The sequence below is a fragment of the Streptomyces sp. NPDC058307 genome (assembly GCF_042880295.1).
Classification (GTDB): Bacteria; Actinomycetota; Actinomycetes; order Streptomycetales; family Streptomycetaceae; genus Streptomyces.
On the sequence record NZ_JBHVYZ010000027.1, the window covers coordinates 1 to 21260 of the forward strand.

At 71.4% G+C, this 21260-nt stretch carries 16 protein-coding genes and 1 pseudogene; 5 read left to right on the plus strand and 12 right to left on the minus strand.

Annotation, left to right across the window (positions count from 1 at the left end; all coding sequences use genetic code 11):
- Window positions 1-390: 390 nt before the first annotated feature.
- Window positions 391-1398: a stage II sporulation protein M gene (locus tag ACFVYN_RS20350; RefSeq protein ID WP_390000406.1), complete on the minus strand. Its 1008-nt coding sequence runs from the start codon at window positions 1396-1398 to the stop codon at window positions 391-393.
- A gap of 128 nt (window positions 1399-1526) precedes the next feature.
- On the opposite strand from ACFVYN_RS20350, the gene ACFVYN_RS20355 reads away from it, so the two are divergent.
- The gene (locus tag ACFVYN_RS20355; protein ID WP_390000408.1) at window positions 1527-2522 is read left to right on the plus strand and encodes an RDD family protein; all 996 of its coding nucleotides are present in this window, start codon (window positions 1527-1529) and stop codon (window positions 2520-2522) included.
- A 63-nt stretch (window positions 2523-2585) separates the two neighbouring features.
- On the opposite strand, the gene ACFVYN_RS20360 is transcribed toward ACFVYN_RS20355, so the two are convergent.
- Together ACFVYN_RS20360 and ahcY are read right to left on the minus strand one after the other, a co-directional pair.
- Entirely contained in the window at window positions 2586-3215 is a 630-nt protein-coding gene (locus ACFVYN_RS20360; protein ID WP_390000410.1) for a hypothetical protein, read from the minus strand.
- 150 nt (window positions 3216-3365) lie between these two features.
- Window positions 3366-4823, minus strand: coding sequence for an adenosylhomocysteinase (gene ahcY / locus ACFVYN_RS20365; RefSeq protein WP_390000412.1), 1458 nt, complete (start codon window positions 4821-4823; stop codon window positions 3366-3368).
- Window positions 4824-5351: 528 nt separating this feature from the next.
- On the opposite strand from ahcY, the pseudogene ACFVYN_RS20370 reads away from it, so the two are divergent.
- Window positions 5352-5841, plus strand: a pseudogene (locus ACFVYN_RS20370) (fructose PTS transporter subunit IIB); the annotation flags it as partial.
- 390 nt (window positions 5842-6231) lie between these two features.
- Here the strand turns inward: ACFVYN_RS20370 and ACFVYN_RS20375 are convergent.
- The 6 genes from ACFVYN_RS20375 to ACFVYN_RS20400 form a co-directional block, all read right to left on the minus strand.
- Window positions 6232-7212 carry a cation diffusion facilitator family transporter gene (locus tag ACFVYN_RS20375; RefSeq protein ID WP_390000414.1) on the minus strand — a complete coding sequence of 327 codons (981 nt, stop codon included), beginning with the start codon at window positions 7210-7212 and terminating at the stop codon, window positions 6232-6234.
- 159 nt (window positions 7213-7371) lie between these two features.
- Window positions 7372-8523, minus strand: a complete 1152-nt coding sequence (gene manA, locus ACFVYN_RS20380) for a mannose-6-phosphate isomerase, class I (RefSeq protein ID WP_390000417.1) — start codon at window positions 8521-8523, stop codon at window positions 7372-7374.
- A 44-nt stretch (window positions 8524-8567) separates the two neighbouring features.
- On the minus strand, window positions 8568-9695 hold the full coding sequence (locus ACFVYN_RS20385) for an SIS domain-containing protein (RefSeq protein ID WP_390000419.1): 1128 nt from the start codon (window positions 9693-9695) through the stop codon (window positions 8568-8570).
- A gap of 160 nt (window positions 9696-9855) precedes the next feature.
- Window positions 9856-10026 carry a Trm112 family protein gene (locus ACFVYN_RS20390; protein WP_109005418.1) on the minus strand — a complete coding sequence of 57 codons (171 nt, stop codon included), beginning with the start codon at window positions 10024-10026 and terminating at the stop codon, window positions 9856-9858.
- Between the two features lie 772 nt (window positions 10027-10798).
- Window positions 10799-12166, minus strand: coding sequence for a phosphomannomutase/phosphoglucomutase (locus tag ACFVYN_RS20395; protein WP_390000422.1), 1368 nt, complete (start codon window positions 12164-12166; stop codon window positions 10799-10801).
- A gap of 75 nt (window positions 12167-12241) precedes the next feature.
- Complete coding sequence (locus ACFVYN_RS20400) at window positions 12242-12613, minus strand: DUF3499 domain-containing protein (protein ID WP_390000425.1); 372 nt, start codon at window positions 12611-12613, stop codon at window positions 12242-12244.
- A 355-nt stretch (window positions 12614-12968) separates the two neighbouring features.
- Here ACFVYN_RS20400 and ACFVYN_RS20405 point away from each other — a divergent pair, with 355 nt between their 5' ends.
- Window positions 12969-13412: a metallopeptidase family protein gene (locus tag ACFVYN_RS20405; RefSeq protein ID WP_390000616.1), complete on the plus strand. Its 444-nt coding sequence runs from the start codon at window positions 12969-12971 to the stop codon at window positions 13410-13412.
- Between the two features lie 38 nt (window positions 13413-13450).
- Here ACFVYN_RS20405 and ACFVYN_RS20410 read toward each other — a convergent pair whose 3' ends face one another.
- From ACFVYN_RS20410 to ACFVYN_RS20420, 3 genes are all read right to left on the minus strand, one after another.
- Window positions 13451-14947 carry a DUF5719 family protein gene (locus tag ACFVYN_RS20410; RefSeq protein ID WP_390000428.1) on the minus strand — a complete coding sequence of 499 codons (1497 nt, stop codon included), beginning with the start codon at window positions 14945-14947 and terminating at the stop codon, window positions 13451-13453.
- Window positions 14944-18606, minus strand: a complete 3663-nt coding sequence (locus tag ACFVYN_RS20415; RefSeq protein WP_390000431.1) for a glycosyltransferase — start codon at window positions 18604-18606, stop codon at window positions 14944-14946. The genes ACFVYN_RS20410 and ACFVYN_RS20415 overlap by 4 nt, the downstream gene beginning before the upstream one ends.
- Before the next feature lie 183 nt (window positions 18607-18789).
- Window positions 18790-19053 (minus strand): WhiB family transcriptional regulator, encoded by a 264-nt coding sequence (locus ACFVYN_RS20420; RefSeq protein ID WP_003990679.1) that lies wholly within the window; start codon window positions 19051-19053, stop codon window positions 18790-18792.
- 703 nt (window positions 19054-19756) lie between these two features.
- Here ACFVYN_RS20420 and ACFVYN_RS20425 point away from each other — a divergent pair.
- Complete coding sequence (locus ACFVYN_RS20425) at window positions 19757-20266, plus strand: cysteine dioxygenase (RefSeq protein ID WP_390000433.1); 510 nt, start codon at window positions 19757-19759, stop codon at window positions 20264-20266.
- Window positions 20267-20300: 34 nt separating this feature from the next.
- The gene (cofD, locus tag ACFVYN_RS20430) at window positions 20301-21260 is read left to right on the plus strand and encodes a 2-phospho-L-lactate transferase (RefSeq protein ID WP_381133203.1); all 960 of its coding nucleotides are present in this window, start codon (window positions 20301-20303) and stop codon (window positions 21258-21260) included.

Here is a 21260-nt window from a genome sequence, read left to right on the forward strand (position 1 = left end):
TTCTCAAGGAACGGACGCTTCCTTTGTACTCACCCTCTCGGGCTTTCCTCCGGGCAGTTTCCCTTCGGTCTTGCGTTTCCGACTCTATCAGACCGTTTCCGGTTCTGATTTCCTCGGTGCTTTCCAGGTTCCCGCTCTCGCGTTTCCCTTTCCGGCGCTCCCAACATTATCAGAAGTTTCGGGCCGGACTGACAGGCCATCTGTTTCCGATTTATCGGGAAGTAGCTTCTTCGAAATCAAGATTTCCAGAAGCAGACAGACACTCACCGCTGCCGAGCGGGATGAACCCGGCTCCAGGCAACTGTTCGAATCTACCTCCCCGCAGCTTCCGTGTCAACGGCTCCTGTGGGGCGAAGGAGACAGTAGCAGCTCGGTACGGCCCCTCGCACATCAGGCAGCAGTAGGCACGGTGGCGCTGCGTTCGGCCGCCTCGACGTCGCCCGTGTCACCCGCACGCGCCGCTCGTCCGCCCAGGACGAAGACGTAGGCGAGGAAGGTCAGCTCGGCGACGATCCCGATGGCTATGCGGGCCCAGGTGGGCAGGCCCGAGGGCGTGACGAAGCCTTCTATGGCGCCCGAGACGAACAGGACCATGGCGAGGCCTATCGCCATGCCGACGGCGGCTCGGCCCTCCTCCGCCAGTGCGGTGCGCCGGGAGCGGGGCCCCGGATCGATCAGGGTCCAGCCGAGACGCAGACCTGTGCCGGCGGCGACGAAGACTGCGGTGAGTTCGAGGAGTCCGTGAGGGAGTACGAGGCCGAGGAAGGTGTCGAGGCGGCCGGCCGAGGACATGAGGCCGACGCCCACACCGAGGTTGAGCATGTTCTCGAACAGGATCCAGAGGACCGGGAGGCCCAGAAAGATGCCCAGGACGAGGCACGTGGCAGCGGCCTGTGCGTTGTTCGTCCAGACCTGGGCGGCGAAGGACGCGGCGGGATGGCTGGAGTAGTACGTCTCGTACTGGCCGCCGGGGCGTGTGAGCTCGCGCAGTTCGCTGGGGGCCGCAATGGAGGACTGCACCTCGGGATGGGTGCCGATCCACCAGCCGAGGAGGGCTGCGACGACCGTGGAGAGCAGCGCGGTGGGCACCCACCAGTGGCGCGATCGGTAGACCGCGGCGGGGAAGCCGTATGCCAGGAAGCGTGTGACGTCGCGCCAAGAGGCGCGGCGGGTTCCTGTGACGGCACTACGCGCGCGTGCCACGAGTTGGCTGAGCCGGCCGGTGAGCTGTGGGTCGGGGGCGCTGGACTGGATCAGGGAGAGGTGCGTGGCGGTGCGCTGGTAGAGGGTGACGAGCTCGTCCGTCTCGGCGCCGTTGAGGCGGCGCTGGCGCCGGAGCAGGGCGTCGAGGCGGTCCCACTCGGCTCGGTGGGCGGTGACGAAGACGTCGAGGTCCATCGGTGTGCCTGCTCCTCGGCTTCGTCGGCGGTCCGTCGTGGATGTCAGCTTGTCGTACTGCGGCGCGATGCGCCCTCAGCTTGGCAGACTGGCGGTTCACGAGGCGGGTCAGGGGAAGGACGGCAGGCGTGAGTGAGCTGGTGACGGGCGAGGCGGTGGCGCTTGAGTTGCGCCCTGCGAGGCTGCCCAGCAGGGCGTTGGCCGTGCTGGTCGATCTGGTCGTAGCAGTGGTCGTGTACATCGCCGTGACCGTCGCGGTAGTGGCCGCTTCCGCGTCGTTGGACGACGCGGCCCAGGTGGCGCTGTCGATCGCCGCGTTCCTGCTCGTCCTGGTGGGCGGGCCCATCGCGGTCGAGACGCTCAGCCATGGTCGGTCGCTGGGGAAGCTCGCTGTGGGGCTTCGCGTGGTGCGGGACGACGGCGGGCCCATCCGGTTCCGGCATGCGCTGGTGCGTGGTGCGATCGGTGTGGTCGAGATTCTGATGACGTTCGGGGTCGTGGCCTGTATCGCCTCGCTCGTCTCCGCGCGTGGGCGTCGGCTCGGTGACGTGTTCGCGGGGACGCTGGTCGTGCGGGAACGGATTCCCGTGGCGCCCAGCGGATTCGTGCCGCCGCCTCCGCCCTGGCTGGCCGGCCGGTTCTCCCAGCTCGATCTGTCGGCGGTTCCCGATGGCCTGTGGCTTGCCATCCGTCAGTACCTGACGCGGATGCACCAACTCGATCCGCAGGTCGGCTGGGCCATGGCGGAGCGGCTGGCGTCCGATCTCGCGGCGCGTACGGGGGCTCCGGCGCCGCGGGATGTGCCGCCGGGTGCGTATCTGGCGGCGGTGGTGCAGGAGCGGCAGGCCCGCGAGTCCCGGCGGGCCTTCGGCGGCGTTGCGGTGGGAGCCGGGGCCCCTACTGGCGTGGTGCCCGGCCCTGCGTTCGGGATGCAGGGCGGCTATCCGTATCCGGGGGCGCGACCCTTCGGTCCCTCCTCTCCTCAGTCGCCCGTCTCGTACGGCGTCGAGGCGAATCCGGTCGTGGAGCGTCCTGGGGTTCCGGTCGAGGAGTCCTCCGACGGACCCCCGCCCGCAGTGCCGTCGGAGGGCAGGCCAGCTTCCGGGTTCGTCCCGCCGGCGTGATCCCGCGGGTGCCCGCGGCCCCACTGGTGTCGAGTGCCGGAGCGGGCATCCGCCGAGGTCGGTTCAGTCGAGCGGTGTTCCGGGGAACGTCGACGGCGGTGATTCGAGGTCCTCCAGCTCGATTCCGGGGGCTGCGAGGACCACGTCCCCGGCGATGTGCACGGTGTGCTGCTCGCCCGTGTCCAGCGCTGTGACCTGGTATTCCTCCACGATCAGCGGGCCGTTGTCAGTGGCGTGTGCTTCTCTTTTCAGCAAGGTCCAGGACTGGTCCACGGTGCGCGGGGCGAGGACGGGGTCCGTGAAGGCCACGAGGCGTACGCGAGTTGCTGATGCGGAGGGGGTGAGGCGCAGGAGACGGGTGGTGGCGACGAGGAACGCGGGGGATGTGCCGGTGAAGGCGTGGGCGGGGACATTGCCTTCCGTGGCGTGGGACCCGGTGGGGTCCGTGCGGACCCAGGTGACGCCGTCGAGCGCGGCACCGCGGACCTGCCAGCTCGCGGCGTGCAGTTCGAGGCGGATGGGGCGGCCGAGTTCGTCGAGGGTGAGGTCGACCGAGCCGCTGTGATCGCCCGCGGGGGTGGTCAGTTGAGAGACGTAGCGCCAGCCGGACGGGCCGGGGGCGCACTGGAAGTGTTCTTCCGCGAGGGGGGTGTGATCGTGCGGATCGTGGAGCGAATAACGGCCGCGGGGCATGGGAGTCCTGGGTTCTGACGGGCTGTCCGGCCTGACGGTCACATGGCGCGGGAGCAGGGCCGAAGAAGGGTCCACAAGGCCAACGGGGCAGGCCCCCGACACGGGGGTGCGGGGGCCTGCCTCGGAGGTACTACTGCTGTGCCGTACGGCTCAGTAGCGGTAGTGGTCCGGCTTGTACGGGCCGTCGACCTCGACGCCGATGTACGCCGCCTGCTCGGGGCGCAGCTGGGTCAGCTTCACGCCGAGCGCCTCCAGGTGGAGGCGGGCGACCTTCTCGTCGAGGTGCTTGGGCAGCACGTAGACGTCGGTCGGGTACTCGTCGGGCTTGGTGAACAGCTCGATCTGGGCCAGGGTCTGGTCCGCGAAGGAGTTGGACATCACGAACGACGGGTGGCCGGTGGCGTTGCCCAGGTTCAGCAGGCGGCCCTCCGACAGGACGATGAGCACCTTGCCGTCGGGGAACTTCCAGGTGTGGACCTGCGGCTTGACCTCGTCCTTGACGATGCCGGGGATCTGGGCGAGGCCGGCCATGTCGATCTCGTTGTCGAAGTGGCCGATGTTGCCGACGATGGCCTGGTGCTTCATCTTGGCCATGTCCGAGGCCATGATGATGTCCTTGTTGCCAGTCGTGGTGATGAAGATGTCGGCCTTGTCGACGACCTCGTCGAGGGTCGTGACCTGGTAGCCGTCCATCGCCGCCTGGAGGGCGCAGATCGGGTCGATCTCGGTGACGATGACGCGGGCGCCCTGGCCGCGCAGGGACTCCGCGCAGCCCTTGCCCACGTCGCCGTAGCCGCAGACCACCGCGGTCTTGCCGCCGATGAGGACGTCGGTGGCGCGGTTGATGCCGTCGATCAGGGAGTGACGGCAGCCGTACTTGTTGTCGAACTTCGACTTGGTGACGGCGTCGTTGACGTTGATCGCCGGGAACAGGAGGGTGCCGTCGCGGTGCATCTCGTACAGGCGGTGGACACCGGTCGTGGTCTCCTCGGTCACGCCGCGGATCTCCGAGGCGAGCTGGGTCCACTTCTGGGAGCCGTCGGTGATGGTGCGGTTCAGGAGTTCCAGGATGACCCGGTGCTCCTCGTTCTCGGCGGTGTCGACCGAGGGGACCTTGCCGGCCTTCTCGTACTCGACGCCCTTGTGGACGAGGAGGGTGGCGTCACCGCCGTCGTCCAGGATCATGTTCGGGCCGCCGGTGGGGGTGTTCGGCCAGGTCAGCGCCTGCTCCGTGCACCACCAGTACTCCTCCAGGGTCTCGCCCTTCCAGGCGAACACCGGGATGCCCTGGGGGTTGTCGGGCGTGCCGTTCGGGCCGACGGCGATGGCGGCGGCCGCGTGGTCCTGGGTGGAGAAGATGTTGCAGGACGCCCAGCGGACCTCGGCGCCCAGGGCGGCCAGGGTCTCGATGAGGACGGCGGTCTGCACGGTCATGTGCAGGGAGCCGGTGACGCGGGCGCCGGCGAGCGGCTGCGCCTCGGCGTACTCCTTGCGGATCGACATCAGGCCGGGCATCTCGTGCTCGGCGAGGGTGATCTCCTTGCGGCCGAACTCGGCCAGGGAGAGGTCGGCGACCTTGAAGTCCTGTCGGTTGTCGACAGTCGTCATTGCGAGGTGCTCCTCGGGGTTGGGGCGAGGTGGGTACGGCTGGTCTGCGCGGCGGCGGACACAGGGGTGCCCGAAGAGGACATAGGCATGCCCGGTGCGCGCAGCGCAGTCCGTCGGAGGCCCTCTCTCCCTCGGCCGGTCCGCGGTGGGACCGCCCGACCGCCATCAGCAGCGACGTCTGGCTTCGTCCCAAGCTACACCGGTCGGCCGGGGCACCCCAGTCCGCCTCCGAATACATCAGGCCGATCGCCGGCTGCAGTCCGGGATGGGGGCCGGGTGCCGTCGGCCGCCCGGGCAGGGTGCCGTCACGGTGGTGGCAACCGGCGCACGCACTGCCGAACGGGCGGCAACGGGCGGCAACGGACCAGGTCATCCGAGGACTTTTGCTGCTTGGACGGCAGGGGCCGGTGAGGGGGGATGTGGAGAGATCGGAACAGCTGATCGATCTTGCTGGGCGTCCGGGACGGCGTTTCCGTGTGACAAAGGCGTGAGGAGATCGACGGGGCCAGTCCGGTCGGACCTCCCCCAATGGGCGGCGGCAGTGAGCAGCGGTGGGTGAAGCTGCTGGCGGTGACCGTGTGCCCGACCGGCATGGCGCACACGTACATGGCCGCGGAGAAGCTCGCGCAGGCCGCCGCGAGCCGTGGCGTCACATGAAGGGGGAGACGCAGGGATCGATCGGGGCTGAAAACGTCCTGATCAAAACGATGTCAGCACCGCGGACGGCATCATCGTCGCCGCCGACAAGGACATGGACCTGAGCCGTTTCGTGGGCAGGCTGGTTCTGACCGTGAGGTCGGCGCCGGTGCACACGTCGGACGGCGTCCCGGCCGTCTCCGTGTCGGGCGGCGGCAAGGAGCGGAGCGTCGGGGATCAGGCGCTGATGAACGGGGTCAGCTACATGATCCCGTTCGTGGTGGTCGGCGGGCTGCTGATCTCGCTCTCGCTCGGCGGGCACACCGACCCGTTCGGTGGTCTGGGCATCCCCAGGACCAGCATTCAGGCCGAAGCCAACAACGCACCCGCGGCAGCAGCCGACGCACACGTCATGGCCGAACCCGATCGCGAGGCCCACTCCGGCTGTCTCACTGAGCAGGAGACAGCGATCCCGTACGCCAAGACGGATGCCGTGACCGCGCCTGTCGTCGGTTCGCACGGTCCGCCGAAGGCGTCGAGTGGGGCTCGCTGGACGGTACGGAGGCCAGGCTGGTGTTCATGATCTCCGTGCCGGAGGCGGCCGCGGGTGATGAACACCTGCGCACCCTCGCCCTGTTCCAGGTTCCGGGCGCGGCTCCTCGCGGTGCCGGAGAAGGGAGCCGTGCTGGTCGTGCTGAGCGAGATCAAGTGAGCGAAGGGCCCGCGCCCCGGTGCGGGGGCGCGGGCCCTTACGGCCGCTGTGGACCGGTGATCAGTGCTCGGCAGGGTGCGGTGCCGGTCCCCCAGGGGTCGCCTCGCGGTCGGGGCCCTTGAGGGCCTCGGCCTCGCTGTAGATGTCCGGTTCGAGGTAGATGACGCGGGCGATGGGGACGGCCTCGCGGATGCGGGACTCGGCCGCGTTGATCGCGGAGGCGACCTCACCGGCCGTGTCGTCGTGCTGGACGGCGATCTTGGCGGCGACGAGCAGTTCCTCGGGGCCGAGGTGGAGCGTGCGCATGTGGATGATGCCCGTGACGGTGGCGCCGTCGACGATCGCGGCCTCGATCTTCCGGACCGCCTCGATTCCGGCGGACTCGCCGAGCAGCAGGGACTTGGTCTCCACCGCCAGGACGAGGGCGATCAGGATGAGCAGGATGCCGATGCAGAGGGTGCCGATGCCGTCCCATACGCCGTCGCCGGTGAGCAGAGCCAGGCCGACGCCCCCGAGAGCGAGGACCAGACCGACCAGTGCGCCGAAGTCCTCCAGGAGCACGACCGGGAGTTCGGGAGCCTTGGCGCGGCGCACGAACTCCTTCCAGGAGAGGTCGCCGCGCAGCGGGTTGGACTCCTTGATGGCCGTCCGGAAGGAGAAGCCCTCGGCGATGATGGCGAAGACGAGGACGCCCACCGGCCAGTACCAGTGCTCGATCTCGTGCGGGTGCTTGATCTTCTCGTAGCCCTCGTAGACGGCGAACATGCCGCCGACCGAGAAGAGGACGATGGAGACCAGGAAGGCGTAGATGTAGCGCTCGCGGCCGTAGCCGAAGGGGTGTTGCGGGGTGGCCTCGCGCTGGGACTTCTTGCCGCCGACGAGCAGCAGGAACTGGTTTCCGGAGTCCGCGAGCGAGTGCACGCCCTCGGCGAGCATCGAGGACGAGCCGCTGAACGCGAACGCCACGAACTTCGATGCCGCGATCGCGAGGTTGGCGCCGAGTGCCGCCACGATCGCCCTGGTTCCGCCTGACGCGCTCATCTGGTCGCGTTGTCCCTTCGCCTCAAATGTCTCTACGCCGTCCAGGCTCTTTGCCCGTCCTTTGCCGACGGGGCCATTCTTGCAGCCCCGCCCGGCGCGGACGTCTCAGCCGTCCACAGGGCCGGTCATACGATCACACGTCTCAGTCGTACATGTCGGTCACACGATCACAGTCGCCCGGAAGACGGTGCCCGCGCCCGACACCTCGGCCTTCTCACCCGCCGGAACGAACACCGACTGGCCGGGGCTCAGTTCGTCTGCCCCGACTCGCACGGAACCTGCCGTGCAGAGCAGGATCTGCGGGGTCGGGCGGGTCAGGTCGTGGGAAGCGGCACCCTCGGGGAGGACATACCGGGACAGTCGGAACTCGTCGATGGGGGTCTCGTAGACCTCCTCGCCGTCGGGGGACGCCTCGGGGCGGAGCACGCCCGGGTCGGCGGCCTCGAAGCGGACGACGCGCAGGAGCTCGGGGACGTCGACGTGCTTGGGGGTCAGGCCGCAGCGCAGCACATTGTCGGAGTTGGCCATGATCTCGACGCCGAGGCCGCTCAGATAGGCGTGCGGGATGCCGGCGCCGAGGAACAGGGCCTCGCCGGGCTGGAGTCGGACGTGATGGAGGAGCATCGCGGCGATGACGCCCGGGTCGCCCGGGTAGTGGTGGGCGATGTCGGCGTAGGGGGCGTGGTCGCCGCCGAGGCGGGCGCAGGCTGCCGCGGCCTCGGTGACCGTGTGCGCCATCTCCGCGCGGTCGGCGGTCAGGACGGCCGTCAGGACCTCGCGCAGGGCCGCCTCCTCGGGGCGGGCGTGCAGGAGGTCGACGTACGGCTTGAGGGAGTCGACGCCGAGCGCGTCGAGCAGCTCGGCCGCGCGCGCGGGCTCGCGGAAGCCGCACAGGCCGTCGAACTCGGTGAGCGCGCAGATCAGTTCGGGCTTGTGGTTGGCGTCCTTGTAGTTGCGGTGGCCCGCGTCCACGGGGATGCCGCGGCGCTCCTCGTCGTCGTAGCCCTCTTTCGCCTGGGCGAGGTCGGGGTGTACCTGGAGGGAGAGCGGGGCGCCCGCGGCGAGGATCTTGAGCAGGAAGGGCAGCCGGGGGCCGAACCTGGCGACCGCCTCGGCGCCGAGTTCCTTCTCCGGGTCCGCGTCGATGACCTCGACGAGCGTGCCCCGGCCGGTGCGTGAGGGGGCTCCCGGGTGGGCGCCCATCCACATCTCCGCCTGCGGTTCACCGGTCGGCCGGGTGCCGAGGAGTTCGGGGATGGCGGTGGCGGATCCCCAGGCGTAGGGGCGGATGGTGTTCTCGAGGCGGTCCATCAGGCTCTTTCTCTACGTACGGCTTTCAGGGCGTCCCGACAACGTCAGGCCCCCGAGACGAGCGCCAGGTAAACGGCGGCGAAATCCGTGACGGCGATCAGTTCCGCGAGGGTCTCGATCTCGCCCCCGGGCTCCGGTTCCAGCTCGCTGATCGGCGTGTCGTGGCCGAGGGCCAGGTCACGGGCGGCCGGGGCGGCGCTGAGTCCGCCGATCGGACGGTCGCGAAGGAGCACCACGCGTGCGCGCAGCGCGGGGTCTTGCTCGACACGGTCGCGGAAGAAGTCGTCGGGGTCGGCGCCGGCGGCCAGCGGTCCGGCGAGCAGCGTGCTGTGCGCGGCCAGGGCCTCGGGCAGTTCGGAGACCACGGACGGGCGGCCGGAGAGCTCGGCGAGGGCCGCGGCGAAACGACGGCCCGCGGGCCCCGCGGAGGTGCCCTCGGTCCAGATCACCGGGAGCGCGTCGGCGAGTTCGGAGGCGAGGGTCTTGGCCGGGTTGCTGTAGGTCGCGATGGCGGGGCCGCAGCGCTCGGCGATGTGGTCGAGGCGGCCGGCGATCTTCTCGAGGGTCTCGGGCGGGGCGGTCAGCAGGCCGGTGCGGTCGAGGATCGCGAGGAGCGGGGTGAGCAGGGCCCACAGGACGCCGGGGGCGGATGCGGTCAGGGATGTGTCCTGCTCGTACGGGGCGGTCGCCAGGGGCACGAACAGGCCGTGGGCGCCCTCGACCGCCTCGAAGAGCGGGGTGCCGGCGGGGGCCACGGCGACGACCGTGCAGCCGCGGCGGTAGGCCTGGTCGGCGAGCAGGGACAGGCCGGGTTCGGTGCCGTCGGGGGTGGCGATCAGGAGGAGGTCGACCGAGCCCGCCCAGCCGGGGAGTTCCCAGCGCAGGGCGCCCGCGGCGGGGGCCACGCCGGTGGGGGCGAGACGGGTGACGGGGCTGCCGGCACCGGCGAGCGTGCCGAGGAGGTCGGCCACGTGGGTGGCGGCGGCGCCGGGGCCCGCGATGAGGACCGCGCGCGGGCGGCCGTCGGGCTTGAGGTCGTTCACCCCGGCCTCGACGGCGTGCCGGGCCGCTGTGCGGACGCGGGCGCCGGCCTCCGCGGCGCCGCGGAGCAGGCCTCGGCGGTCGGCCTCCGAGAGTGCCTCGGGGGTGTCTAGCAGCGATTCGTCGAGCATGGGGCGGCAGCCTCCGATCGCCGGGTCTCCGGGACGCCGGGTTGTCGCTTCGCCGGGTGTCGTCGGTCGCGCGGGTCCGGGACACCAGGTCGCTGTGGGTCGCTGTGTCGTGTCGCTCACGGCAACGGGGTGCTGTCTCGCCTACGGCGGCAGCGGGGCGTTACGCGGGGCGGCGGGCCTCGTCGACGAGGAGGACGGGGATGCCGTCGCGGACGGGGTACGCCAGGCCGCAGTCCTGGCCGGTGCAGATCAGCTCGCTGTCCTGCTCCTTGAGGGGGGCGTGACAGGCCGGGCAGGCGAGGATCTCCAGGAGGCCGGCTTCGAGCGGCATGGGGGTTCCCTTCGGGGCGATACGGCTGCTTGTGCGGATGTGCCTGGTCAGGGTACCGCCGGGGAGAGTTGAGCGCGGGGGTTGGGGCGAGGTCGGTGGTGGGGGTGCCGTAGGGCTTGTTTCGCCCCCGCCGCCCCTACCTGTCACGTCCCCAGGGGCTGCCGCCCCTTCGACCCCGCGCGGGGGCTGCGCCGGGTGGGCCGGAGTGGGGGGCGCTGCGTGGGGCGCAGCGGGGGCGCCGAGTGGGGCGCAGGGGGACGCAGGGGGACGCACCTGGGGATTGCCGCGGATGCGCCCGCGGTCTGGCGCGGGTCCGCGTATCTCGGGGCCGCGGGACTGCCGCCGGTCTGCGCACCTCGGGGGCTGCGAGGCTGCCACCGGTCTGCGCACCTCGGGGGTCACGGGTCCGCCACGGGTCTGCGTACCTCGGGGGCTGCGAGGCTGCCGCCGGTCCGCGCACCTCACGGACCACGGGTCCGCCACGGGTCCGCGCACCTCACGGACCGCAGGACTGTCGCCCCTGGCCCACCCGCCGGGGCTCCGCCCCCGGGCCCCACGAGGCTCGACCCCGATCCGGCCAGGCTCCGCCCCGACCCCTTCGGCCCCGAAGTGCCTCGTCCTCCAACGCTGGACGGGCTGAACGAGCAGGAGCGGCCGGGAACGGCGCTGAGGGGCGGCGCCCCGTAGGCGGCCGGGGTGCGGTAAGTGCCGGTGTTGAGGCGCAGCGTCACCGGCCGACCACCCCCGTCGCCACCCAGCGGGTCGCGTTGCGTCAGGCCCGGATGACCGCCAGTACCTCGTCCCTGACCCTCGTCATCGTCGCCTCGTCCCTTGCCTCCGCGTTCAGGCGCAGGAGGGGTTCGGTGTTGGAGGGGCGGACGTTGAACCACCAGTCGGGGGTGGTGATCGTGAGGCCGTCGAGGTCGTCGAGGCTTACGTCCTCCTGGCCCTCGTAGGCCGCCCTTATCGCCGCCAGGCGGCCTGCCTGGTCGGCGACCGTGGAGTTGATCTCGCCGGAGCCGACGTAACGGTCGTACTGGGCCACCAGGGACGACAGCGGGCCGGCCTGGCCGCCCAGCGCGGCCAGGACGTGCAGGGCCGCCAGCATGCCGGTGTCGGCGTTCCAGAAGTCCTTGAAGTAGTAGTGCGCGGAGTGCTCGCCGCCGAAGATCGCGCCGGTCCGCGCCATTTCGGCCTTGATGAAGGAGTGGCCCACGCGTGTGCGTACCGGTGTGCCGCCGTTCTCCTCGACGACCTCCGGGACCGACCAGGACGTGATCAGGTTGTGGATGACCGTGCCCTTGCCGCCGTTCCTGGCGAGCTCTCGGGAGGCCACGAGGGCGGTGACGGCGGACGGGGAGACCGGGTCGCCGTGCTCGTCGACGACGAAGCAGCGGTCGGCGTCGCCGTCGAAGGCGATGCCGAGGTCGGCCCCCTCCTCGCGGACCCGCTTCTGGAGGTCGACGATGTTGGCCGGGTCGAGGGGGTTGGCCTCGTGGTTCGGGAAGGTGCCGTCCAGCTCGAAGTACATCGGGACGGTGTCCAGGGGCAGTCCGGAGAAGACGGTCGGGACGGTGTGGCCGCCCATGCCGTTGCCCGCGTCGACGACGACCTTCAGGGGGCGGATGCCGGTCAGGTCGACGAGGGAGAGCAGGTGGGCCGCGTAGTCCTCCAGCGTGTCCCGCTCGGTGATCGTTCCCGTCGAGGCCGCCGGCTCCGGGGCGCCCGTCTCGCTCCAGCGCTCGACCAGTTCGCGGATCTCGGCGAGGCCGGTGTCCTGGCCGACCGGGGCGGCGCCCGCGCGGCACAGCTTGATGCCGTTGTACTGGGCGGGGTTGTGGGAGGCCGTGAACATCGCGCCCGGCAGGTTGAGCGCGCCCGAGGCGTAGTACAGCTGGTCGGTCGAGCACAGGCCGATCTCGGTGACGTCCGTGCCGAGGGCGGCCGCTCCGCGCGCGAAGGCCCGCGACAGGCCCGGGGACGTGGGCCGCATGTCGTGACCCGTCACGATGGCGCTCGCTCCGGTCACCTGGACGAAGGCGGCACCGAAGAGCTCGGCGAGCGTCTCGTCCCACTGGTCGGGAACGACTCCGCGCACGTCGTACGCCTTCACGAGCTGTGACAGATCAGCCACGGCCAACCCTTCTGAAAGTCCTGTCGGTCACCACAAACTACCCGTAGCCACTGACAGTGGGTCGTGCCGGAGCTGAGCAGGTCAGTTGTCGGGAGAGCGCAGCACCCGGAGATGGCCTCGGCGCGCGACCTCCATCGGGTCGGCCCGCCGGGCCCCGCCGGCCTCGGCGGCGCGCTCCCGGGGACGGGCCGCCTCGCGCACGGCGTCGGCGAGCGCTTCCAGGTCGTCCCCGCTGGGCCGGGCCGGGGCCGAGGCGTCGAGGAGCCGGACGACTTCCCAGCCGCGCGGGGCGGTGAGGCGCTCGGAGTGCTCGGCGCACAGGTCGTAGCAGTGGGGTTCGGCGTAGGTGGCGAGCGGGCCGAGGACCGCGGTCGAGTCGGCGTAGACGTACGTCAGCGTCGCGACGGCGGGACGGCCGCAAGCGGTGCGCGAACAGCGACGTACAGGGCTCACGACGTTGGACGGTACCGCACTCTTGAGCGGGCCGCGAAGACTCTCCCCCAGGTCACTCCACCGTGTCGTGCTGTGAAACGTCCCACACACCACTCCGGTCACAACGCCATGACCTGCGTGGACATCCCTTTTCGAGGGACCGAACACCTCTCGACCCGGCCACGACTCGACACAAAGCATGTCAATTGCCTTGAGATCGACGGTCGTCGAGAGATACGGAATCGAGCCGAACCTTGGCTGGAATGGTCAACTGCCGACATGCCGTACGAGGTGGTCGTACGCCGTTTCGGACCGCTTCCGTGGTACCGCGTGGGCTCGGGCGCCGGAGGGCGGCGAGGATTACCCTTCACCAGTGATGGACAACCAGGTACCGCCCCGCGCCACCAGCCCCGGCCCCCGCCGCCGTGATCGCCACGGACGGGGCATGCGCGGGCCGATCGCCCCGCCGCAGGTGCCGCTCGCCGCGAGCCGGGCGGAGGCGTTCGCGGACCTGGTGCAGGACTCCGTGGAGCGCCTGGAGCGGCGCTGGCCGCAGCTCGCCGACATCGACTTCCTGGTCCTGGAGGTGCCTCGGCTGGACGGACAGTCCTGGAACGACGAGGCGGTACCGCTCGGCGGGACGGTCGCCGCGCGTGAGGGGCGCCCCGCGCGTGTGGTCGTCTACCGGCGTCCGGTGGAGATCCGCACCAAGGGGCGCGACGAGCGGGCGGCGCTGGTGCACGAGATCGTCGTGGAGCAGGTGGCCGAGTTGCTGGGACTCACTCCCGAGACGGTCGATCCGCGGTACGGCGAGGACTGAACCGGCCGCGGATCGTCGCGGGCTACTTCTGTCGCGGGCTACTTCTGGAGCACCGACAGGTCCTGGTCCGCCTCCGGCACGGCCACCATGCCCCGGTCATTGGGGAGGGCCTGGATGGTGAAGCCCGGGACGCCGTCCTCCGTCGCCGCCAGGGTGCGGGCGCCGTAGACCGGGCCTCCCGAGACGTGCTCCACCGTGAGGGCGTACGTGCCCTTGAGGCCGGCCGGGGTGGGTGCCTCCACATTCTGGGTGGTGCCTGCCTTGAGGGTGAACGTCTTCGAGACGGCCTCACCCCCCTTGCTGCCCGCCGACGCCGTGACCTTGACGGTGGCCCCGCGCGTGGGAGCGGTCAGGGAGAGCGTGGTGCCCTTGGCGCTGTTGTCGGCGACCGTCGCGCGCGTGCCGACGGGACGCGTGGCCGGGATGAAGGCCGTCTCCTGGTCGTGCCCCTTGCCACGCACGACCCGCAGCGCGGCGACCACCGGCACGGAGGTGTCGGTGGGGGTCAGGACCAGCGAACCGGCCTCCCCGCGCGTGACGTCACCGAGGTCGGCGGAGGCCGTCATGCCCGCCTTCACATGCAGCGTCTCGTTCCCGGCGGGGGTGATCAGGCCGGACGGGGACGCGAGCTGCACCTTGAGGTCGGCGTCGGCGTCGCCGGGCGCGAAGGCGACCAGGCGTACGGCGGTGGCGTCCTTCGGGATGCCGGGCAGCACCAGGCTGCCGGACGGGTCGGTGGACGCGGCCAGCCAGTCGCCGCCGAGCTTGTCGTCCAGCGCCTGCACGGCGGCGCCCACGCGCCCGCTGCGGACGTTCACATGGACGGTGAGGTTCTCCTGCTTCTCCTCCGTGAGCGTGGACAGCAGGATCGGGTCGCTGGAGTGCGGCGCGACGGTGATGCCCTCCCCCAGCGTGGAGTCCAGGGCGCCGTCCTTGCCGTAGAGCTCGATGTCGACGACGGCGGCGGAGTCGTCGGGGTTGGTCAGGTGGACGTAGTCGGTGCGGTCGGCGGCCGTGCTCGCGCCCGGGAACCAGAACTCGGTGTCGGGGGCGGCGCAGTTGACGCCCTGCAGCCCGCGTCCGGAGCCCGCGGCGACCTCGGTGGTCTCCTGCACGGTCCAGCCCGGCGCGAACTCCCCCTCGGCGGTGCCGACCAGAGCCGGTGCGGAACCGCCGGAGGTGTCACCGGTGGCGGGCTTGCCGGGCTCAGCGGGTTCGAGGACCGGCTTGTCGGCCTTCTTGCCCTTGCTCTTGTTCTTGCTCTTGCTCTTGCCGTCCGACTCCTCGGCGGCCGCCTGGAGTTCGGCCTTGCCGCCGCTGCCCGCGCCCTTGGTGACGGGCGTGAAGGACGTGTACGACGTCTCGGCTATGTCGGAGGCGCTGGGCGAGGGGCACAGCAGGCTGGTGCGCTCCACGGGCAGCTCGGCGGCCGTCCCGGCGGTGCCCGCGGCCTTCGGTGAGCTGAGCGTGGCGAACCCGGTGACGGCGGCGAGTGCGGCGGTGCCGGCGATGAGGGACACGGTGGTGCGGTTCACTGCTGACTCCCGTCGGGGCGCTCACTGCCGGTGGAGTCCGGTTGCTGCTGCGCCGGGTCGTACGCGGGGTCGTAGCCCTGGTCGTACTGCTGCTCGTACTGGCCGCCGTACGTCTGGTCGTACGGCGTCTGCTGGTTCTGCCCGCCGTAGGCGTACGGGTCGTACTGGCCGCCCTGGTACGGGTCCGCCTGGTACGGCTGCTGGTCGTAGCCGCCCGCCGGGTACTGCTGGGCGGTGCCCTGGTACTGGTCACCGGTGTAGGTGCCGTACTCGGCGTTCGCGTAGCTCGGGGCGTCCCAGTCGCCGTAGGACTGCTGCTGCGGGACCGCCGCGGGAGCCTCCTGCGGTGGAGCGGGGAGGTCCTCGGGCCCGGTGGTCTCCTCGGCCTCGGCCTGGGCGCGCAGTCGGCGGGCACGGCGGCCTTCGCCCGCCACGGCCTGGGCGGGCACCGCGGGCTCCTCGGGGAGGTCGTCGTCGACGTCACGGCGGCGGCCGGGCAGGGCCATCACCACGAGGACGACGGCGAGGAAGCTCTGGATCCACAGCCAGAGGGTGTGGGTGAAGGGGTCGTCGAAGGTGACGTCCAGCTTGCCGCCGGAGGCGGGCAGTTCGAAGCCCTGGGCCCAGCCGTCGACGGTGGTGCGGGTGAGCGGGCTGCCGTCCAGGGTGGCCGTCCAGCCCTCGTCGGCGCTGTCGGCGAGGCGCAGGATCCGGCCGTCGGCGCCGGACGGGATCGTGGTGTGGAGGTCGACGGGGCCCGCGGCCACCGGCTGCGCGGTGCCCGCGCCGGACTTCGCGACGATCGTCGCGCGCGCGACCTCCTGGTCGACCCGCCACAGTCCGCTGCCGTCCTGCTGGCTGAGCCGGGTCAGGCCGGGTGTGGCGTCCAGTACACGCGTGACCTGGCGGGGCGCGCCCTTGTGCACGAGGACGTACCGCACGGCGAAACCGCCGAGCTGGTCCGCCTGGTCGGCGCCGGAGCCGGCGACGAGGTTGGCGACGACCTTGTCCAGCTTGCCGTTCTCCCCGTCGGCCGCGGCGAGTTCGGCGTCGCCGAGGCGGGCGCCGGAGCCGCGCACCAGCATGTAGCCGACGCGGGTGGCGGAGTCGCTGTCGAGGACGAGGGTGCGGGCCTGGTCGCGGGTGCCGCTCTCCTCGGCGACGAACGCGGGCACCTGGACGGGGTCGCGGCGCTCCAGCGGTCCGTCGGCGCCGCCGATCATCCAGCCGGCGGCGACGAGCAGCGGGCCCGCGGCGGAGGCGAAGGCGATCAGGGCGGCGACCGGCTGACGCCAGCCGAAGCTCTGCTCGGCCACGCGTGCGCGTGCCCCGTCCGCGCCGAGCACGGCGGCGGCCAGCAGGGCGAGGCCGTAGACGAGGGTGGCGGGGCCCGCCCAGGTCGATTCGTTGGACAGGACCGCGAAGACGAGGCCGACCAGGGCCACCGCCCAGGCCGTCCAGATGCCGAACTGCCGCTCGGTGCGCAGCAGGGCGGCCAGCGCGGCCAGCACCACTCCGGTGAGCATCAGCCCGTCGACGGTGCCGGGTCCGCCGGGGCTCGCGCCGAGCAGGTCGAGGGCGGAGGCGGCCGAGGAGCCGTACTCCAGGCCCGCCTGCTGGAAGAACCCGAACGGGAGCAGCGACAGCGACCAGGGCGCGAGGACCAGCAGGGGGGTGCCGAACTGGGCCAGGAAGCGCAGGCCGTAGGCGGTGATGTCGGTGCGGCGCACGACGAGGAGGCCGATGCCGAGGATCAGCGTGATCGGCCAGATGATCGGCGTGAACGCCGTGGTGATCGTCAGCAGGAGCGCGAACGCCCAGGTGGCGCGCCAACTGCCACGCGCGCCCGTGCTGCTCGTCAGCCCGCCGGCCACGACGCCCGCGCGCGCGATGAGCGGCAGCAGGACGGCGAGGACGGCGGTGCCGACGCGGCCGCCGGCGAGGGCGCCGGTGGCGGCGGGCAGGAAGGCGTAGACGACGGCCGCCCAGGCGCGCAGGAGGCGGGACTCGACGAGCGGGCGGGAGGCGAAGTAGGCGGTGAAGCCGGCCAGCGGCACCGAGCAGACGAGCAGGACCGTCAGGGCGAGACCGGTCGAGCCGAACAGCACGGAGGACAGCGCGGCGATGATCGCCAGGTACGGCGGCGCGGACGGGGTGCCGCCGGCGCCCACCGCGTGCCACGCGTCCGCGTAGCACGACCACAGCTCGCTCGCGTCGGCCGGGGCGGGCAGCAGGGCGCCGCCCGACAGCGCGCCGCCGCCCAGGAGGTTGCGGCAGGCGACCAGGGCGACCAGCAGCAGCGCCAGGAAGAGCACCGGGCCCGGCTTGCGGGCGATGCGCTTGAGGCGGGCGAACTGCTCGATCTCCAGGAACTCCGCGTCGTCGCCGCCGGGTCCGGACTCGATGCCGCCGCCGTGGCGTCCGGCGTTGGTGGCCTCGGCGTCGGAGCTTCCGAAGAGGTTGCCCGCGACCTGCTCCACGGTGGCCCGCACGGTCGCGCCGGGCGGCGGGAACAGCTGTCTGAGCTCGTCCTTGTCGACGACCGGCTTGCCGCGCCTGCTCCGCCCGGCGATGATCCGCTCGGGCCGCAGCAGGGTGCCGAGGAGACCGCGGATCTCGTCGAGGGCCTGTCCGGGGACCTTGCCGACGAGGTAGGCGACGGTCCGCAGCAGGGTGCCGAGGACCAGGCGCACCAGCACCCAGGGCAGCGCCGCCGTACGGGCGTTGACGAGCAGGGTGTAGGCGGCGCCGGCCTTGTCGACCTTGTGCGGGGAGGCCGTGGTGCGGCCCGCGCAGTCGACGGTGCGGCGCTCGCGGGAGGCCGCCTCGGCATGGCGTACGACGGCCTCGGGGGCGATGAGCACGCGGTGGCCGGCGGCCTGGGCGCGCCAGCACAGGTCGACGTCGTCGCGCATGAGGGGCAGGCGCCGGTCGAAGCCGCCGAGCTGCTCGAAGAGGTCGCGGCGGATCAGCATGCCGGCGGTGGACACCGACAGGACGGACCGGACGTGGTCGTGCTGGCCCTGGTCCTGTTCGCGGCGGTCCAGGCCCGTCCAGCGGCGGCCGGAGTTGGCGATGGAGACGCCGACCTCCAGGAGCTGCCGCTTGTCGTACCAGCCGCGGAGCTTGGGGCCCACGACGGCGACGTCGTCGCGGCCGAGTTCCAGTTCGTTGTCCACGACGCGCAGCAGCTGGGCCAGGGCGTCGGGCTCGGGGGCGCAGTCGTCGTGCAGCAGCCACAGCCACTGGACCGGCTCGCCGTGCGGCAGCTCCGGCAGGTCGTAGGCGTCGTCGCGCCAGGTGCGCGTGACCGGGTCCCAGCCGCTCGGCCGCTTGAGGTACGGCAGTTCGTCCGGAGTGAGGACCGGGGCGGTGCGGTTCGCCTCCTCGACGGCCTGGCCGAAGCCGGTGCGCCGGGCGAGGTGCAGGACCCGGTCGGCGCCGAGGGCGTCGGTGACCAGCTGCGCGGAGTCGTCCGCGCTGCCGGTGTCGGCGGCCACGGCGAACTGGACGGGGCGCTCCTGGCCGAGCAGCCCGGCGAGCGCGTCGGGCAGCCAGCGGGCGCCGTCGTGGGAGACGAGCACCGCGGTCACCACATGACGCGGGAACTCAGGAGTGGCAGCGAGGTCTTGGGCTGCCGTGTGGCTATGCACGGACATCGAGGTACGGGCCCCGGTTCGGTGGACTGCGGTGGACGCCTGTGCCCTGAGGGGGCGGCGAGGCGTCTCGGACGAGCGCCCACACTATCGGCTGGGCAGGACGACGGCCCGCCGCCTGTGGATAACCCAGGCGCGACGGGCCGTTCGGTTGCGTACGGAAAGTGCGGTGGAGCCTGCCGCGCGTCAGACGGCGGCCTTCTTCAGCCTGCGGCGTTCGCGTTCCGACAGGCCGCCCCAGATGCCGAAGCGCTCGTCGTTGGCCAGGGCGTACTCGAGGCACTCGGAGCGGACCTCGCAGGAGAGGCAGACCTTTTTGGCCTCGCGGGTGGAGCCGCCCTTCTCGGGAAAGAAGGACTCGGGGTCGGTCTGGGCGCACAGCGCGCGCTCCTGCCAGCCGAGTTCCTCGTCCGCGTCGTCGACCAGCAGTTGCTGCACCAGCTCGGTCATGTGCGCCCCTCGTCTGTCTTCGCGTCCCCGTGTGACGGCCGTTACCGATTTCGGCTGAACGACACGAGTGAAATTACAAGTGTGCTGCTCCGGGCGAGTCAAGCCGAGATCTGCTATTGGGCCCCTTATTCACTCTGCGGAACCAAGGCCTAGCTGAAAGTGTTCAAATCGGCATAAACCTTGACAGGCAGACGAGACCCGAGAGGGCTGCCGAGCCGCGCCAGGCCTTTCGGACCTGTGCAGGGAAGGACGCCCGTCAGTTCGAACTCGTTCCGTACGCACCGGTGGAAGTCACGGTGACCTCACGGCCCGTGCGCCCGGTTGTGCGCCATGTGTCCCGGTCGGCGCCTGAACAAACCTTTCACCATGGGAATGGACCGGATGAGGTGAAACATGTCCCACTTCCAGGGTGTCGAGTTGACAGTGAAGGTGTGAGCCGCTGTCCTTGTGGGCATGCTCGCGAACTTGGCACTCACCTCGACCCGCACGGCCGGGTCCCACGGTGCTGCCCGCGCTCGCTGTAGCTGTTGTTGCTGTTCCAGCTGTTGAGCCCATCGCGCTCCGGCTGCTCCTGAGTCCACCGTGACTCGGCTGCTTGTGCCCCGCCCGCACCCGGGCATTCCTGTCTTCCCGTGATCCGGGCGGGCGGTACGCGACACCCAGCCACCCCCCCCCACTCTTCGCCGAGGATCCACCGCATCCCATGAACAGCGACAACGACCTCCAGATCGCCGGCGACCTCCTCGAGGTCCCGCACCTCCTCCAGGCCCCCAGCGAGCACCCGGCCACCGTCGCCGACTTCGTCGGACTGGCCCGCTCCCTCGCCGCCGACCGCTCGCAGTGGGCGCACCTCGTCCAGTACGACGCGACCAGCCGCTGGTACCACCGGCTGCGCACCGGACCCGGCTACGAGGTGTGGCTGCTGTCCTGGGTCCCCGGGCAGGGCAGCGGCCTGCACGACCACGGCCGCTCCTCCGGGGTCCTCACCGTCCTGGAGGGCACGCTGACCGAACGGACCGAGCGGGGCACGCGCACGCTGGGGGCGGAAGGGCAGCGGGTGTTCGCGCCGGGGTACGTGCACGAGGTCGTCAACGACGCGCTGGAGCCGGCGGTGAGTCTGCACGTCTACTACCCGGGCCTGACGGAGATGCCCATGTACACGGCGTGCACCGCCCGCGAGAGCTACGACGAGGTGGACGTCGTCACCGCGTGACGCGTTGTCGTACCCGCCTGCAAGACTGGTTCCCATGCGAATCGTGGTTCTGGCAGGCGGCATCGGCGGTGCCCGTTTCCTGCGTGGTCTCAAGCAGGCCGCGCCGGACGCGGACATCACGGTCATCGGCAACACCGGGGACGACATCCACCTCTTCGGGCTGAAGGTCTGCCCGGACCTCGACACGGTGATGTACACGCTCGGCGGCGGCATCAACGAGGAGCAGGGGTGGGGGCGGGCGGACGAGACCTTCCACCTCAAGGAGGAGCTCGCGGCGTACGGGGTGGGGCCCGAGTGGTTCGGGCTCGGGGACCGGGACTTCGCCACGCACATCGTGCGGACGCAGATGATCGGTGCCGGGTATCCGCTGAGCGCGGTGACCGAGGCGCTGTGCGACCGGTGGAAGCCGGGGGTGCGGCTGATCCCGATGACCGACGACCGGGTCGAGACGCATGTCGCGGTCGAGGTCGACGGTGAGCGCAAGGCCGTGCACTTCCAGGAGTACTGGGTGCGGCTGCGGGCGTCCGTGCCGGCCCACGCGGTCGTGCCGGTGGGCGCGGAGCAGGCCAAGCCGGCGCCGGGGGTCCTGGAGGCGATCGCGGAGGCGGACGTCGTGCTGTTCCCGCCGTCCAACCCCGTCGTGTCCGTCGGCACCATCCTCGCCGTGCCGGGGATCCGCGAGGCGATCGCCGAGGCCGGGGTGCCGGTCGTGGGGCTGTCCCCCATCGTCGGGGACGCGCCCGTGCGCGGCATGGCCGACAAGGTCCTCGCGGCGGTCGGCGTCGAGTCCACCGCCGCGGCGGTCGCCGAGCACTACGGCTCGGGGCTCCTGGACGGCTGGCTCGTCGACACGGTGGACGCCGGCGCGGTCGAGCGGATCGAGTCGGCCGGCATCCGCTGCCGGGCCGTACCGCTGATGATGACCGACCTCGACGCGACCGCGCGGATGGCCCAGGAGGCGCTGGAGCTGGCGGAGGAGGTGCGCGGAGCTTGA

Bases quoted from the DNA above. Each gene is read 5' to 3' on its own strand.
- ACFVYN_RS20350 (WP_390000406.1), bottom strand. From the start codon at position 1,398: ATGGACCTCGACGTCTTCGTCACCGCCCACCGAGCCGAGTGGGACCGC.
- ACFVYN_RS20360 (WP_390000410.1), bottom strand. From the start codon at position 3,215: ATGCCCCGCGGCCGTTATTCGCTCCACGATCCGCACGATCACACCCCC.
- ahcY (WP_390000412.1), bottom strand. From the start codon at position 4,823: ATGACGACTGTCGACAACCGACAGGACTTCAAGGTCGCCGACCTCTCC.
- ACFVYN_RS20375 (WP_390000414.1), bottom strand. From the start codon at position 7,212: ATGAGCGCGTCAGGCGGAACCAGGGCGATCGTGGCGGCACTCGGCGCC.
- manA (WP_390000417.1), bottom strand. From the start codon at position 8,523: ATGGACCGCCTCGAGAACACCATCCGCCCCTACGCCTGGGGATCCGCC.
- ACFVYN_RS20385 (WP_390000419.1), bottom strand. From the start codon at position 9,695: ATGCTCGACGAATCGCTGCTAGACACCCCCGAGGCACTCTCGGAGGCC.
- ACFVYN_RS20390 (WP_109005418.1), bottom strand. From the start codon at position 10,026: ATGCCGCTCGAAGCCGGCCTCCTGGAGATCCTCGCCTGCCCGGCCTGT.
- ACFVYN_RS20405 (WP_390000616.1), top strand. From the start codon at position 12,969: ATGGACAACCAGGTACCGCCCCGCGCCACCAGCCCCGGCCCCCGCCGC.
- ACFVYN_RS20415 (WP_390000431.1), bottom strand. From the start codon at position 18,606: ATGTCCGTGCATAGCCACACGGCAGCCCAAGACCTCGCTGCCACTCCT.
- ACFVYN_RS20420 (WP_003990679.1), bottom strand. From the start codon at position 19,053: ATGACCGAGCTGGTGCAGCAACTGCTGGTCGACGACGCGGACGAGGAA.
- ACFVYN_RS20425 (WP_390000433.1), top strand. From the start codon at position 19,757: ATGAACAGCGACAACGACCTCCAGATCGCCGGCGACCTCCTCGAGGTC.
- cofD (WP_381133203.1), top strand. From the start codon at position 20,301: ATGCGAATCGTGGTTCTGGCAGGCGGCATCGGCGGTGCCCGTTTCCTG.